General features: G+C 68.2%; 16 protein-coding genes. All 16 read right to left on the reverse strand.

What is annotated here, in order from left to right:
* Positions 1–6 precede the first annotated feature (6 nt).
* The 16 genes from dprA to ffh all read right to left on the reverse strand — a co-directional run bounded on the left by dprA (position 7) and on the right by ffh (position 14476).
* Positions 7–1284, reverse strand: coding sequence for a DNA-processing protein DprA (gene dprA / locus FXO18_RS05440; RefSeq protein ID WP_149359972.1), 1278 nt, complete (start codon positions 1282–1284; stop codon positions 7–9).
* A gap of 11 nt (positions 1285–1295) precedes the next feature.
* Positions 1296–2843: a YifB family Mg chelatase-like AAA ATPase gene (locus FXO18_RS05445; RefSeq protein WP_149359973.1), complete on the reverse strand. Its 1548-nt coding sequence runs from the start codon at positions 2841–2843 to the stop codon at positions 1296–1298.
* The gene (locus FXO18_RS05450; protein WP_149359974.1) at positions 2843–3328 is read right to left on the reverse strand and encodes a YraN family protein; all 486 of its coding nucleotides are present in this window, start codon (positions 3326–3328) and stop codon (positions 2843–2845) included. Before FXO18_RS05450 ends, FXO18_RS05445 begins: the two co-directional genes overlap by 1 nt.
* Before the next feature lie 147 nt (positions 3329–3475).
* Positions 3476–3655, reverse strand: coding sequence for a hypothetical protein (locus FXO18_RS05455; RefSeq protein WP_149359975.1), 180 nt, complete (start codon positions 3653–3655; stop codon positions 3476–3478).
* Positions 3656–3665: 10 nt separating this feature from the next.
* Positions 3666–3989, reverse strand: coding sequence for a DUF2469 domain-containing protein (locus tag FXO18_RS05460; protein ID WP_149359976.1), 324 nt, complete (start codon positions 3987–3989; stop codon positions 3666–3668).
* A gap of 76 nt (positions 3990–4065) precedes the next feature.
* Complete coding sequence (locus FXO18_RS05465) at positions 4066–4755, reverse strand: ribonuclease HII (RefSeq protein WP_187774179.1); 690 nt, start codon at positions 4753–4755, stop codon at positions 4066–4068.
* Positions 4756–4768: 13 nt separating this feature from the next.
* A complete protein-coding gene (lepB, locus tag FXO18_RS05470; RefSeq protein WP_149359978.1) occupies positions 4769–5599 on the reverse strand; it encodes a signal peptidase I in 831 nt (276 codons plus the stop codon).
* A 43-nt stretch (positions 5600–5642) separates the two neighbouring features.
* Complete coding sequence (rplS, locus tag FXO18_RS05475; RefSeq protein WP_149359979.1) at positions 5643–5984, reverse strand: 50S ribosomal protein L19; 342 nt, start codon at positions 5982–5984, stop codon at positions 5643–5645.
* A 199-nt stretch (positions 5985–6183) separates the two neighbouring features.
* The gene (locus FXO18_RS05480) at positions 6184–8559 is read right to left on the reverse strand and encodes a Tex family protein (protein ID WP_235900460.1); all 2376 of its coding nucleotides are present in this window, start codon (positions 8557–8559) and stop codon (positions 6184–6186) included.
* Between the two features lie 57 nt (positions 8560–8616).
* Positions 8617–9363 (reverse strand): tRNA (guanosine(37)-N1)-methyltransferase TrmD, encoded by a 747-nt coding sequence (trmD, locus tag FXO18_RS05485; RefSeq protein WP_149359981.1) that lies wholly within the window; start codon positions 9361–9363, stop codon positions 8617–8619.
* Positions 9364–9371: 8 nt separating this feature from the next.
* Complete coding sequence (gene rimM / locus FXO18_RS05490) at positions 9372–9890, reverse strand: ribosome maturation factor RimM (protein WP_149359982.1); 519 nt, start codon at positions 9888–9890, stop codon at positions 9372–9374.
* A 10-nt stretch (positions 9891–9900) separates the two neighbouring features.
* Positions 9901–10143 (reverse strand): RNA-binding protein, encoded by a 243-nt coding sequence (locus FXO18_RS05495; RefSeq protein ID WP_149359983.1) that lies wholly within the window; start codon positions 10141–10143, stop codon positions 9901–9903.
* A complete protein-coding gene (gene rpsP / locus FXO18_RS05500) occupies positions 10140–10571 on the reverse strand; it encodes a 30S ribosomal protein S16 (protein ID WP_149359984.1) in 432 nt (143 codons plus the stop codon). The genes FXO18_RS05495 and rpsP overlap by 4 nt, the downstream gene beginning before the upstream one ends.
* Before the next feature lie 213 nt (positions 10572–10784).
* On the reverse strand, positions 10785–11822 hold the full coding sequence (locus FXO18_RS05505) for a CPBP family intramembrane glutamic endopeptidase (protein ID WP_149359985.1): 1038 nt from the start codon (positions 11820–11822) through the stop codon (positions 10785–10787).
* On the reverse strand, positions 11819–12898 hold the full coding sequence (locus tag FXO18_RS05510) for an amidohydrolase family protein (protein ID WP_149359986.1): 1080 nt from the start codon (positions 12896–12898) through the stop codon (positions 11819–11821). Before FXO18_RS05510 ends, FXO18_RS05505 begins: the two co-directional genes overlap by 4 nt.
* Before the next feature lie 6 nt (positions 12899–12904).
* Entirely contained in the window at positions 12905–14476 is a 1572-nt protein-coding gene (gene ffh, locus FXO18_RS05515) for a signal recognition particle protein (protein WP_149359987.1), read from the reverse strand.
* Between the last annotated feature and the right edge of the window lie 14 nt (positions 14477–14490).

Raw genomic sequence — 14490 nt, forward strand, 5'->3', positions numbered from 1 at the left:
TGTTCCTCACGGCAAGGGGCGCGAGGCGCGTCGCTGGGCAATCGGGCTTGTGCCCGCCCGCTGGCTAGCTCGCTGCCATTCACCGTCCATGCATCGTGCGTGACCGTGCATCTCGAGCACGGCCAGCGCTGCACGGGTAGTTCTCGCATCGAGACCAGTGTCGGCACTGATCCGGGTGGCGCTAGCGCAGCCTCTTCTGGGCAACATGTCGAACACGCGCAGTTGCTCGGGCGTGAGATGGTCGGTCGGCCTGGTGTGGCTGGCCGGGGCGGGCTGCGCTCCGCAGTCCATCGGCAGCATGGCATCACCTGCGATGTCGCGAGCTCGCGCGAGGAGAGTGGCTTCACCGTTCCGGATCATCTCGTGGCATCCCACGGAGGCGGCCGAGCTGACGGGACCAGGCATGGCATGCACGGGCGTGTTGTACAGGCGTGCCCACCGCGCGGTATTGCGCGCGCCGCTGCGCGCCCCGGCCTCGGTGATGATCACGTGCTCGGCGAACGCCGCGATGAGCCGGTTGCGGGCGAGGAAGCGGAATCGCGCTGGCCGCGTACCGGTCGGGTATTCGCTGATCACGGTGCCGTTTCGCGCGATGTCCTGGAGGAGTCGCGCGTGACCGGCGGGATAGTCCTGGTCGATGCCGCACGCGAGGATCGCCACCGTCGGCTGGTGAGCGGCGAGGGCGGCCCGGTGAGCGCAGCCGTCGATTCCGTAGGCAGCGCCGGAGACGATCGTCGCGCCATTGGTGGCGAGCTCGTGCGCGATATCGCGGGTGCAGTGCTCGCCGTACGAGGTAGGGGCGCGGGTGCCGACGATGGCGATGCCGCGGGAGAGGAGCGTGCCAAGATCATCGCGTCCGCGGATCCACAGTGCGATGGGTGGCGCGGCTCCTGCGTCTCGACGGGCCGGGTCGCTGCGCATCTGCAGCGTGTGCCAAGCCGGCCAGTGCGGACTGTCAGGGGTGAGGAGCGTTCCGCCGTGGCGAGCGAGGGCCTCGAGGTCGGCATCCGAGCTGTCAGTGCCGCGGCGGGCCTGGGTCGGCTTGTCGAGGGCCGGCGGCAGATTGCCCGCGCGGATGGCCTCGGCGGCGTCGATCGGGCCCACGAGGTTGATCAGCTCGTGCAGCGCCCAGCATGGTCCTTCGGCGACGCGCGAGAGGTAGGCCCAGGCTCGCTCTGGGGTGCGGGTGGTTGTGGCAGCGGGGAGGGTCGTCGTGGCAGGGCTGGGTGTCGTGGCAGGGCTAGGTGTCGTGGCAGGGCGGGGCGGGATGCTGGGGGATGGCATGTCTGCTCCTGCTATCGGAGGTGCTGGAGGCGGTAGGCGAGCGCTTGCTCGACGTGGGCGCGCGACGGCATCGTGGCTCCCTCGAGGTCTGCGATGGTCCAGGCCACGCGGAGCGCTCGATCCGCGCCGCGTGCGCTGAGCAGGCCCTGGCGCATCGCCGTATCGAGGGTCTCGCGGGCGCGCGGGCCGGGTGCTGCTTGCGCGCGTAGCACGGGACCGGGCACTTCGCTGTTCGTGGCGCAGCCCAGTTGCTTCCACCGTTCCCGGGCGGCGTCGCGTGCCGCTTGCACGCGCTGCCGCACCTGATGGGAGGTCTCGGGTGTTTCATGGCCGGGGCTGTGGTGGCCCGTTAAGGGGTGTCCCGCTAGGGAGCCTCCCGCTGGGGCGGGCCACATCCTGACACCGAGGTCGATTCGATCGAGCAGCGGGCCGGAAAGGCGCGACCGGTAGCGGCGCAGCGTTGTGGGAGTGCAGGTGCAGTCCGCCTCATGGCGGGGCGCGCACGCGCAGGGGTTCGCTGCGAGCACGAGCAGGAATCGTGCCGGGTAGCGGGCGACCCCGCCGCGGCGACTGATCCGCACTTCGCCTTCCTCGAGCGGCGTGCGAAGAGTGTCGAGCACCCGGGGCGAGAGCTCCGCGCACTCATCCAGGAAGAGCACTCCACGGTGAGCGCGGCTGACCGCGCCGGGACGGGCGATGCCGGAACCGCCTCCGATGAGCGAGACCATCGTGGCTGAGTGGTGGGGCGCCACGAATGGCGGGCTGCTCACCAGGGTGCCTCCGGCTGGAATCTCACCGAGCAGTGAATGGATCGCCGTGACCTCGAGCGCCTCGTCGGGATGCAGTGGCGGCAGGATTCCGGGCAATCGGTGAGCAAGCATGGTCTTGCCGGTTCCTGGTGCTCCTTGCAGCAGCAGTGGATGGGCGCCGGCAGCAGCTACCTCGAGGGCGAACCGGGCCTCATCCTGCCCAGCCACGTCGGCAAGGTCGGGATGCCGGGGCGGCGCTGGGGCCCTGGGCGCGCTGGGACGCTCGAGCATGTCGTCGCCGTTGCACCAGCTGATGACGCTGTTGAGGGAGCTTGCGCCCAGCACAGTGATTCCCGGCACGAGGGAGGCCTCGTCGAGGTTTCCGGTGGGCACGATGGCGGTCTCGCACTTGCTGGCGCGCGCGGTGCTCACTGCGGGCAGCACGCCTCGCACCGGCCGGATGCGACCGTCGAGGGCAAGCTCACCGATGACTGCGGTCCGCCCCCATGCCGGGGTCGCGGGGATGATCGAAGCGGAGGCAAGAATTGCGCAGGCCAGGCCCAGGTCGTAGTGGGATCCGATCTTGGGCAAGTCCGCGGGCGAGAGCGCGAGGGTGGTCCGCCCGACGGGCCAGCTGTGCCCCGAATTGCGGAGCGCGGCACGGACACGGTCCCTGGCCTCATTGAGGGTGGTGTCGGGGAGACCGACGATGTGCATGCCGGGCAGTCCTCTGCCGATATCGGCCTCGATCTCCACCAGCCGACCATCGAGCCCGGTCATCGCTACTGTGTGGGCGCGCCCGATGGGCATCAGCACACGTCCCTAAGGTGCGTGATGTCTGGGAGCAACTTGTTTCCGGGGCGCGTGATGATCCCGACGATGTCGAAGCGGATCGCTCCGTGCCGCCAGTCGTGAGCGGCGATCCAGTGCCGGGCTGCCTCGCGCATGCGCCGTGCCTTGCGTGGCGTGACTGTCTCGCAGGGGTGGCCGTGGAGGTCATTGGTGCGTGTCTTCACCTCGACCATGACGAGCGATCCGGCGGCATCGAGGCAGATGAGGTCCAGTTCACCGTGGGTGCAGCGCCAGTTCCGGGCGATCACCCGGTAGCCAAGACCGGCGAGGTACTCCGCGGCAAGGTCCTCGCCAGCACTGCCAAGGGCAAGTGCGTCGACACGTCGGTCCCGGGCAGGATTGCCTGGGGATCGTTGGATCTTCGGGGTATGGCCGGGCGCCCTGGGGCCGGGAGCGGGCTTCGCGCCCGCGGGAACCGGGCTGGGATTGGTCTGGCGGGGCATGGGTCCGTCCTGCTTGTGCGAGTTCAGGGGCAGTGGCGTTGCGCCGCTGTCACTGTGCCCGCATGAGGCAGGGATCCGCGCCTGGGGGCGAAATTGCTGTGGATACACCGGAACTGTGGATAAGTCAGTCCCGGACAGGTTTTCTTGTCAGCCAAGCCTGCTATCAATGGGCGGGGGCTCGTTGCCGTCGCCCGGGCGCGACGGATCGTCGCCATCCCGGGAAGCCCGCGGCCTGGCCCAGTTGATGCTGAAGGTGCTCAGTCCGTGCTTCTCCCCCGCCACGACGTCGAGGTCGATCAGTCCGAGGATCCGTCGGTGGATTCGCATCCGTTGCCCCCTAGCTGAAGTGGCCGCCGCCGGGCGGCAGGTTGATCTCGGGCTTCTCGAGCTCCTCGATGTTGACGTCCTTGAACGTGAAGACACGGACGTGGCTGACGAATCGCGCCGGGCGGTACATGTCCCACACCCAGGCGTCGGTCATGCGCACCTCGAAGTAGACCTCGCCCTCGGCGTTGCGCGGGATCAGTTCCACGGCGTTGGCGAGGTAGAAGCGTCGCTCGGTCTCGACCACATAGGCGAACTGGCCCACCACGTCGCGATACTCGCGGTACAGCGTGAGTTCCATCTCGGTGTCGTACTTCTCGAGATCCTCTGCGCTCATGACGTGGGTCCTCCTTCTCTGTTGCGTCTATTGGGTCGTTCGCGGCTGCCCGATCGCTCGTGCTCTGGAAGCCTTGTCATGCGTGGCCGTCAGCAGCGTGCGCGTGGCGAGACCTAAACATACGGGAAGCCTCGGCGACGTTGGCGTAGGACGTCCTGTGGAGTGGCGTGACTCCGCGAGCGACGATTTCCTGCATATGTCTGGCGGTGGAGTACCCCTTGTGGCGCGCGAACCCATACCCCGGGTAGTTGTCGTCCATCTCGGCCATGATTCGGTCACGCGTCACCTTGGCGAGCACGCTTGCCGCAGCGATGCACGCCGCGCTGGCGTCGCCACTGATGACCGCGAGGGATGGCCAGGGAATCCCGGGGACCGGGAAGCCATCGGTGAGCACATAGCCTGGTTGTGGATCAAGGCCCATGGCAGCGCGCCGCATCCCCTCGATGTTGCATACGTGCACGCCGCGCTCATCGATCTCGCCCGGCGGGATGGTGACGATGTGCGTGCTGCGAGCGATGTCGAGAATGCGCGGGTAGAGCCGCTCGCGGGTCTTTTCGCTGAGGACCTTCGAATCATCGAGCCCGGGAAGCCTGGTGTGCGCCCGTTCGGGCAGGATGCAGGCCGCGACGACGAGAGGGCCCGCCGAGGCTCCCCGCCCGGCTTCGTCCACTCCGGCGACCGGTCCGAGACGACGCCGCAAGGCACCTTCGAGCGCACGGGTGCCGGTATCGCGCCGGATGATGGCGCGAGGTGGCCATGCAGCCATCAGTCGTCCTGGTTCACCGTGTCGATGCCACGGCTGCTGGCTGGATCTCGGGATCGCTGATGCCGCCCCACCGCGAGGGCGGGAGGATGATCCAGCGGGCCTTGCCGATGACGGTGTCCTCGGGGATCGCGCCGTCCGTCTCGCTGCCGATGTACCAGCGCGAGTCCTTGGAGTTGTTGCGATTGTCGCCCATCATCCACAGGTGGCCCTCGGGAACGGTCACGGTGGGGAAGCAGCGGCGGGAGGCCGGCGAGGTCTCGCAATCCAGCACGCTCGGGTCGAACGGGAAGTCCGATACGATATAGGGCTCGTCGATGGGTTGGCCATCAAGGGTGACTCGACCCTCGGCATCGCAGCAGGCCACGGCCTGGCCGCCCGTGGCTATCACGCGCTTGACCAGATCGTTCTCATCGGGCGGGACGACGCCGATCGCGGAACCGACCTCCTGGAGACCGCGCACGACGATGTTGTCCGACCGTGTGGAGACGAAGCCCTCGGCCCACGGCCCGGTGCCGCGGAAAACCAGCACGTCGCCGGGACGGGGATCAGCGAACCGGTAGGTGATCTTCTCGACAAGGATGCGATCGCCAGTGCAGCCCGGGCACCCATGCAGCGTCGGCTCCATGGATTCCGAGGGGATCACATAGACGCGGGCGATGAAGGTCTGGATGACGAAGCTCAGCGCGAGAGCGATGACCAGCAGGATCGGCAGCTCCCTCCAGAAGGAGCCTTCCTTCTTGGGGGGGTCTTCCTTCTTGCTCACGGGATCCTGCCGATCATCGTTGTCGCTGCTGCGGGACGCGGAGGCGTCACTACCGGGAGTGTGCGGGCGCGGGTCGGTCACGCGACCAGCCTAGCGATGCGCACGCCCCCGGAGCGGACGACTCTCAGCGCTTCTCCTTGATCTTGGCAGCCTTGCCACGGAGATCACGCAGGTAGTAGAGCTTGGCGCGACGCACGGCACCGCGGGTGACGACGTCGATCTTGGCGATGTTGGGGCTGTGCATCGGGAAGGTGCGCTCCACGCCAACGCCGAACGAGACCTTGCGAACGGTGAAGGTCTCGCGGATGCCGCCGCCGGAGATCCGGATCACGACGCCCTTGAAGACCTGGACGCGTTCCTTGGATCCTTCGATGACCTTGACGTGAACTTCCAGCGTGTCGCCAGCGCGGAAGTCTGGGATGTCATCGCGCATCGACTTGGCGTCGAGTGAGTCCAGGGTGTTCATAGTGTGTAATTCCTCGCGTATTCGCGTGACGGGTAGAGGAACCGAGTGGCACGCAGGCTCGTCTGGTTCGTACCCCTGGGTTATGGCCGCGCGCCGCGGTCCGCGACGGGCAACCCTGCAATCATGCCAGAACGGCATCAGGGTTGGAAAACCGGACCGTGGTGCACGCACGTGGCCGGGCCCGCGCAGGAGGCCAGGTTCAGTTGCGCCCGGAGTACCCCGCCTTGCGCAAGGCATCGGCGAGGGATCCCCCGGCGGGCGGCGCCGAGCCACGGCCCGCCCCTGCTTGCTGGCTCCCGGGTTGCTTGCCCCTGGCAGCGGGCCTGCGGTCCTCCCTCCGCCGTGGCGCGGCGGCGCCCCCTTGCGCGGCGTTGCCACTGGCCGGGATTTCATCGTCGAGCCGAAGGGTGAGGCTGATTCGGTTGCGCGGCACATCCACGCTGGTGACCTTGACCTTGACGACGTCGCCGGAGCGCACCACGGCGCGCGGGTCGGAGACGAAGGAACTGGACATCGCTGAGACGTGGACAAGTCCATCCTGGTGCACACCGATGTCGATGAACGCCCCGAAGGCCGCTACGTTCGTCACGGTGCCCTCGAGCACCATCCCGGGCTTGAGGTCCGAGACGGTATCGACGCCCTCGGCAAAGCGCGCGGCCTTGAACTCGGGGCGCGGATCACGGCCAGGCTTCTCGAGCTCGGCGAGGATATCGGTGATGGTGGGGAGGCCGAAGGAGTCATCGACGAAATCCTGCGGCCGCAGGGACGACAGGATCCGGCCATTGCCGAGCAGGCTGCCGATCTCGGTGCCGCTGCTCGCGACGATGCGCCGCACGACGGGGTACGCCTCGGGGTGCACCGCGCTGGCGTCGAGCGGGTCGTCGCCGCCGGTTATGCGCAGGAAGCCCGCGCACTGCTCGTAGGCCTTCGGGCCAAGCCGGGGCACGCTGCGCAGCGCGGAGCGGCTCGGAAAGGCGCCATTCTCGTCACGGTGGGCGACGATGTTCTCGGCGAGCGCCGCCGTGATTCCGGAGACGCGCGCGAGCAGCGGCACGGATGCCGTGTTGACGTCGACACCGACAGCATTGACGGCGTCCTCGACGACGGCATCGAGCGAGCGAGCGAGGAGCGTCTCGGATACATCGTGCTGGTACTGGCCCACGCCGATGGACTTGGGATCGATCTTGACGAGCTCGGCGAGCGGATCCTGCAGCCGCCGGGCGATGGAGACCGCGCCGCGCAGGGAGACATCGAGCTCGGGCAGCTCGCGGGTGGCGTAGGCGGAGGCGGAGTAGACGGAGGCGCCTGCCTCGGAAACGACGATCTTGGTGGGCTTGGAGCTGGGTATGCGCGAGATCAGCTCGGTGGCGAGCGTGTCGGTCTCGCGCGAGGCAGTGCCGTTCCCGATCGCGATGAGGTCCACGCCGTGGCGGGCGACCAGAGCGGAGAGCACCCCTAGTGCTTGCTCCCATTGCCCCTGCGGCTTGTGCGGGTAGATGGCGGTGGTCTCGAGCACCTTGCCCGTGTGGTCAATGATCGCTACCTTCACCCCGGTGCGATAGGCCGGGTCGAGGCCCATCGTGGTGCGCGCTCCCGCGGGAGCAGCAAGCAGCAGGTCACGCACGTTCTGGCCGAAGACTTCCACCGCATCCTGCTCGGCGGAGTGGCGCAGGCGATTGCGGATATCGATGCTGGAGCTCACGTAGAGCTTGGTGCGCCAGGCCCAGCGGACCGTGTCGTTGAGCCATCGATCCGCTGGCCGCCCGTGGTCCGCGATGCCCATCCGGGCCGCGATGCGGTTCTCGTAGACCGTCCTGGCACGGGGATCCTCCGGATCTGCCGGATGCGGATCGATCGCGAGGGCGAGCGCGCCCTCCTTCTCGCCACGCAGCAGGGCCAGGACGCGATGCGAGGGCAAGGTTCGGAACGGCTCGGAGAAATCGAAGTAGTCGGAGAACTTCGAAGCGCTCTCATCCTGCCCAGGCTTGCCCGTCGAAGTGACCCGCCCCTGGCTCCACATGAGCTCACGGATCTCCCCCACGAGGTCGGCGTCCTCGGAGATCTGCTCGATGAGGATGGCACGGGCACCGTCGAGAGCAGCTGTCGCATCAGCGACACTGCGGTCCGGGTCCACGAACCCCTCGGCGAGGGCGTGCGGGTCCTGGGTGGGGTCCCCGAGCAGTGCAGTGGCAAGCGGCTCGAGGCCTGATTCCCGTGCGATCTGGGCCTTGGTGCGACGCTTCGTCTTGTAGGGCAGATAAATGTCCTCGAGCCGCGCCTTGGTGCTCGCCTCATGGAGCTGCTTGGCGAGCTCCGCGGTGAGCTTGCCCTGGGCGTCGATGGACTCAAGGATGGCTTCGCGCCGCTGGTCGAGCTCGCGGAGATAGTGCCTGCGCTCGTCGAGCTCGCGCAGCTGGGCATCATCGAGGCCGCCCGTCGCTTCCTTGCGGTAGCGCGCCACGAAGGGGACGGTGGCGCCCTCGTCGAGGAGCGCGATCGCGGCGGCGGCCTGCCAGACGGCAATGCCGAGCTCCTCCGCGATGCGTTCGGGCACGGGCTTCACAGCAATCTTCACGGCGGGCAGATTACCCGCTCGGTCCGACATTGCTGCGGCGCGGCGCTCGCCGGCGGTTCATTCAGCGCGCGGCGCGTCAGCCTCGACGGTGGCGAGGAACTGCTGGTCGGCGGCGGAAAGCTCGACGGAATCAAGCAGTTCCGGGCGGCGCTGCGCGGTCAGGCGCAAGGACTGCTGCCGCTTCCACGACGCGACGCGCGCATGGTCCCCCGAGAGCAGGATCGGCGGCACATCGAGGCCGCGCCAGGACGCGGGACGGGTATAGCTCGGGCCTTCGAGCAGCCCGTCGGAGAATGAATCCTCCTGGTGGGACTGCTGGTTGCCGAGCACTCCGGGCAGCAGCCGCGCGACGGCCTCGACCATCACGAGGACGGCGACCTCGCCGCCGATGAGGATGTAGTCGCCGAGCGACACTTCCTCGACGCGGACGCGTCGGCCCGCATCGTCGATGACACGCTGGTCGATGCCCTCATAGCGGCCGCAGGCAAAAACGATGCGCGGCTCGCGGGACCAGCGTTCCGCGGTTCGCTGGGTGAACGGTTGCCCGGCAGGGGTGGGAAAAACGAGCAAGGCATCGTCCGGGCACACATCGTCGAGGGCAGGGCCCCACACCGTGGGCTTCATGACCATGCCTGGCCCGCCACCATAGGGAGAGTCATCGACCGATTTGTGCACATCGGACGTCCAGTCGCGCAGGTCGTGGATGCCGACGTCGATGAGCCCCCGCTCGCGTGCCTTGCCGAGCAAGGATTCGCGCAGCGGCCGGAGGTACTCGGGGAAGATGGTAATGACGTCGAGGCGCACCGGAGCGCTCAGAGCTCCAGCAGTCCATCGGGCGGCGCGATGGTGATCCGGCCTGCCGCGAGGTCGATATCAGGCACGATCTCGGTCACGAACGGCACAAGCACTTCCTTGCCCTCCGTGGTGGTGATCGCGAGCAGCTCGCCCGCCGCGGTGTGCAGGACCTCGCGCACGGTACCGAGCTCCGCACCACCGTCGCGGAGGAACGCGCGCAGGCCCTCGAGCTCATGGTCGTAGTAGGAATCATCCTCCGAAGGAGGAAGATCCGCGCTGTCGACCACGAACAGGGTTCCGCGCAGCGCATCGGCCATGTCGCGATCCCGGATGCCCTCGAGCCGCACGAGAAGCCGGCCCGAGTGCTGCCGCACGGTCTCGATCACGAAGGGACGCGTCGCCTGGTCACGCTCACGTCGTCCATGCAGCTCGGCACCCGGGATGAAGCGGTCCTCCGGGGCGTCGGTGCGCACTTCCACGACTAGCTCGCCGTGCACACCGTGGGACTTGGCGACACGACCGATGACGAGTTCCATGGCAGCGCGATCAGCTGTCGGTATCGACGACGTCTACACGGATGCCACGCCCGCCGACCGCCGAGACGAGTGTCCGCAGCGCGGTGGCCGTCCGTCCGTTCCGGCCGATCACCTTGCCGAGGTCCTCGGGGTGGACGTGGACTTCGATGGTGCGGCCGCGACGGTTGGTGATCAAACCGACGCGCACCTCGTCCGGCTGGCTGACAATGCCACGGACGAGGTGCTCGACGGCGTCAACGAGGACGGAGCTCACTTCTGCGCGGCCTCATCAGCCGATGCATCAGCGGTCGCCGCTGCGGCGGCCTTCTTCGGGGCCTTCGCCGGGGCGGGAGCCTCGCCATCAGCCTCAGCGAGCGCTGCCTGGAACAGCTCGAGCTTGGTGGGCTTGGGCTTGGCCGTCCGGAGGGTGCCCTCGGTGCCGGGGAGGCCCTTGAACTTCTGCCAGTCACCGGTGATCTTCAGGATCGCGAGAACCGGCTCGGTCGGGAGCGCGCCGACACCGAGCCAGTACTGAGCCCGATCGGACTTCACATCGATGAGGCTGGGCTCTTCCTTGGGGTGGTACTTGCCAATCGTCTCGATCGCGCGGCCATCGCGCCGGGTGCGCGAGTCAACAACGATGATGCGGTACTGGGGGTTGCGGATCTTGCCGAGCCGCTGGAGTCGAATCTTTACAGCCACGCTGGTAGCGCTCCTTCATGATGAACACGGTGCAATTCAGCGATGCACCCGGTCGGTGCACCCGGTTTTGCGGTTTCGTGGTCCCGCACGGCGCCAGCCCTTGTTGGCCCGCGCTCCAGCTTCTCGCCGGGGAGACAGGTCAACAATGTCGTTGAGCCATAGGGGAACAGCGCAATATTCTGCCAGATGCCGGGACCAATGTGGTAATTCCGGTCACGGCATGATCGTTGGGAGGAACAGCACGCTCAGTGCCGGCAAGGTGTTGTTGACGCTGTGCGCCACGATTGGCGCGAGCACTCCCCCTGCATGCAGGCGGGCGAGGCCAAAGACCAGGCCCGCGAAGAGCAGGATCCCCAAGCGCCAGGGCTCCGCGTGCCACACCGCGAAGAGCAGTGCCGTGAGCAGCAGCACGCTGACGTTCCCGCTCGCGGCCTGTGCCAGCCAGCGCCAGCGCGCGGCATGGCGCTGCTTCTCCAGCGCCCCCCACACTATGCCCCGGAAGATGACCTCCTCCACGATCGGGGCACCGATCCAGATCCACAGCGCCAGCGCGATCCGCCACCCCAGTGTCTGGTCAGCGAGCTCCTGCAGCGGACCGGTCGGGATGTCCTCGCTGAGACCGAAGAGGGCAAGCGCGAGCAGGAGCCCCCCGAGCACCGCGGCCGCCCCGAGCACGAGCCCGACGCCCGCCTGGCCAGCCGCCTCGCGCAGCGACCGGGGCAGGCCAAGATCGATCCACGGCCCATTGCCGCGCACCCAAGTGATCGCTACGCCCACGAGAGCGGCGACCAGCGTCGGGACGATCACGGCGATCACCAGCAGCGGGCTCGACGGATCAACGAGCAGCGCCGCGATCGCGAACCCCGCGAGGTTTGTCGCAAGGACGAGGATGGCAGCGCCCATGCCCCAGCGCTGCCCGGGCATGCGCCGCGCTAGCGCTTCCTCCGCGCGCTTCCAGCGTCCTGGTGGCCCGGGTGGTACGGCCGGGCGGGGCGCGTCGAGGGGCCGCGGCTGGATGGGTTGGCGCCGCCAGAGGTCACGGGGATCAGAGTTGCCGTGCACGGGTCCGGGGGCCTCGTCAATGGTGGTGGGATACCACCAATCCTCCGGGATGGACTGAGGGTTCTCGGCAGCACCGGGGGAACCGTTTCCCGAACCGTCGCTGCCGGTCCCCTCGTCGTCGGGGCCGCCGTCCTCAGAGCCATTTCCGTCGGGCCCGCCCTCCTCAGGCCCCCTGCCCGGCTCGCTCATGCCACCACGGTGCCCGCGCAGAGGATGCGAACGGGATGGCGCAGCACTTGCGGCCGCGCGCGCGGATCCTCGAGGTAGACGACAGCGTCGGCGCGCTCCCCCGCGCTGAAGGCGGAATCGGCTCCCAGCCATTCGCGCGCGGACCAGCTTGCCGCAGCGATGGCCTGCTCGGTGGTCATGGCGTGCTCGCGGAGCTTGTCGATCTCGTCGGCGATGCGCCCGTGCTCGACCATCCCGCCGGCGTCGGTCCCGGTGTAGACGGGGACACCGGCCTCGACGGCATCCCGGACCGTCTGCCCGACTCGCGCGTGAAGGTCCCGCATGTGCGCCGCATAGAGGGGGAAGCGCGAGGCGCTGTCGGCGATGCTGGGGAAATTATCGATGTTGATCATGGTCGGGACGAGGGCGATCTTGTCGCGGGCCATCTGGTCGATGGTGCTCGCCGTCAGTCCGGTCCCGTGCTCGATGCAGTCGATTCCAGCGTCGAGCAGATCGGGCAACGCATCCTCGCCGAAGACATGCGCGGTGACACGGGCGCCTTCCTCGTGCGCGGCGGCGATGGCCTCGCGGAGGATGTCGCGGCTCCAGAGGGGCGCGAGGTCACCGGCGTCCCGGTCGATCCAGTCCCCGACGAGCTTGACCCAGCCGTCGCCGGCGCGGGCCTGCCGGCGCACCTCGGCGGGCAGGTCCTTCTCGTCCTCCACGTCGATCCCCAGATCGCGGATGTATCGCTTGGGCGCGGCGATGTGGCGTCCCGCCCGGATGATGCGCGGCAGCGCATCGTCGTCGTCGAGGAAGCGCGTGGGAACCGGCGATCCGGCATCGCGGGCGAGCAGCACACCGGCACGGGCCTCGATGGTGGCTTGCTGCCGGGCACCGTCCTCGGTCTCGTGGCCACCACCGAAACGGATCCCGATGTGGCAGTGCGCGTCAACAAGCCCCGGGGTGATCCAGCCATCGGAGACGATGGTGGTGGCCTTGGGCACGGGCTCGCGCACCCATCTGCCGTCGACGATCCACAGGTCGGTGGGCTGCTCGTCGGGCAGGGCGATTCCGTGCAGGTGGAGCGCTCCCATGGGGTGCTAGCGCTTCTTGCCCTGGTTGGGCAGCTTCAGCTGGGAGAGGTCGAGGCCCTCGAGCCCCGGGGGCAGCTCGTCGAGGCCCTTGGGCATCGAGGACAGGTCGGGCATTCCTGGTGGCATTGCCATTCCGGGCGGCAGGCCGCCGCGCACCTTGGGTGGCGTGGGACCACGTCCCTTGCCCTTGCCCTTCTTGCCCTTGCGGGTCTTCGAGCGCCGCTGGTTGCCGCCGGGCAGGCCCATCCGCCCAGCCATGGCGGACATCATCTTGCGGGCCTCGAAGAAGCGGTCGACGAGCTGGTTGACCTCAGAGACGGTGACGCCGGAGCCATTGGCGATGCGGAGCCGCCGGGAGGCGTTGATGATCTTGGGATTCTCCCGCTCGGCGGGGGTCATGCCGCGGATGATCGCCTGGATGCGATCGAGGTGCTTCTCGTCGACCTGCTCGAGCGCGTCCTTCATCCCACCGGCACCGGGCAGCATGCCCATCAGGTTCGCGATGGGGCCCATCTTGCGGATGGACATCAGCTGATCGAGGAAGTCCTCCAGCGTGAGCTCGCCCGAACCGATCTTGTGAGCGGTCGCCTCGGCCTGGTCGGCGTCGAAGACCTGCTCGGCCTGCTCGATGAGGCTGAGCACATCACCCATGCCGAGAATGCGGCTGGCCATGCGATCCGGGTGGAAGACATCGAAATCCTCGAGCTTCTCGCCGGAGGACGCGAACATGATGGGCTTGCCGGTGACATCGCGGACGCTCAGCGCCGCGCCGCCTCGGGCATCGCCATCAAGCTTGGTCAGCACGACGCCGGTGAATCCCACGCCCTCGGCGAAGGCGTTGGCGGTCATCACCGCGTCCTGGCCGACCATGGAATCGAGCACGAACAGCGTCTCGTCGGGCTGCACGGCGTCACGGATGCCGGAGGCCTGCGCCATCAGCTCCTCGTCGATGCCGAGGCGGCCCGCAGTATCGACGATCACGATGTCATGCTGCTTGGCGCGGGCCTCGGCCACGCCTTCGCGAGCAACGTTGATCGGATCGGAGACGGTGACCTCGCGAGCCGCTCCCCCATCGCTGACCGAGGTGCCCGGGTGCGGCGCGAACACCGCGACGCCGGCGCGCTCGCCGACGATCTTCAGCTGGGTGACCGCGCCGGGGCGCTGCAGGTCGCAGGCGATGAGCAGCGGCGTGTGGCCCTGCTTGCGCAGGTAAAGAGCGAGCTTGCCCGCGAGGGTGGTCTTGCCGGAGCCCTGGAGGCCGGCGAGCATGATGACGGTGGGCGGGTTCTTCGCCAGAGCCAGGCGGCGGGTCTCGCCGCCGAGGATGCCCACGAGCTCCTCATTGACGATCTTGACGACCTGCTGGGCGGGGTTGAGGGCACCGTGCACCTCGGCGCCCTTGGCGCGCGTCTTGATCCGCTTGATGAACTCGCGCACCACGGGCAGGGCCACATCGGCCTCGAGCAGGGCGAGCCGGATCTCGCGGCAAGTGGCGTCGATGTCCGCGTCGGTGAGCCGCCCCTTGCCCCGCAACCCCTTGAACGCGCCATTCAACCTGTCTGACAGGGAATCGAACACCGACCGCACTCCTT

It is taken from the genome of Lolliginicoccus suaedae, from assembly GCF_008312885.1.
In the GTDB taxonomy this organism is placed as follows: Bacteria; Actinomycetota; Actinomycetes; order Mycobacteriales; family Mycobacteriaceae; genus Lolliginicoccus; species Lolliginicoccus suaedae.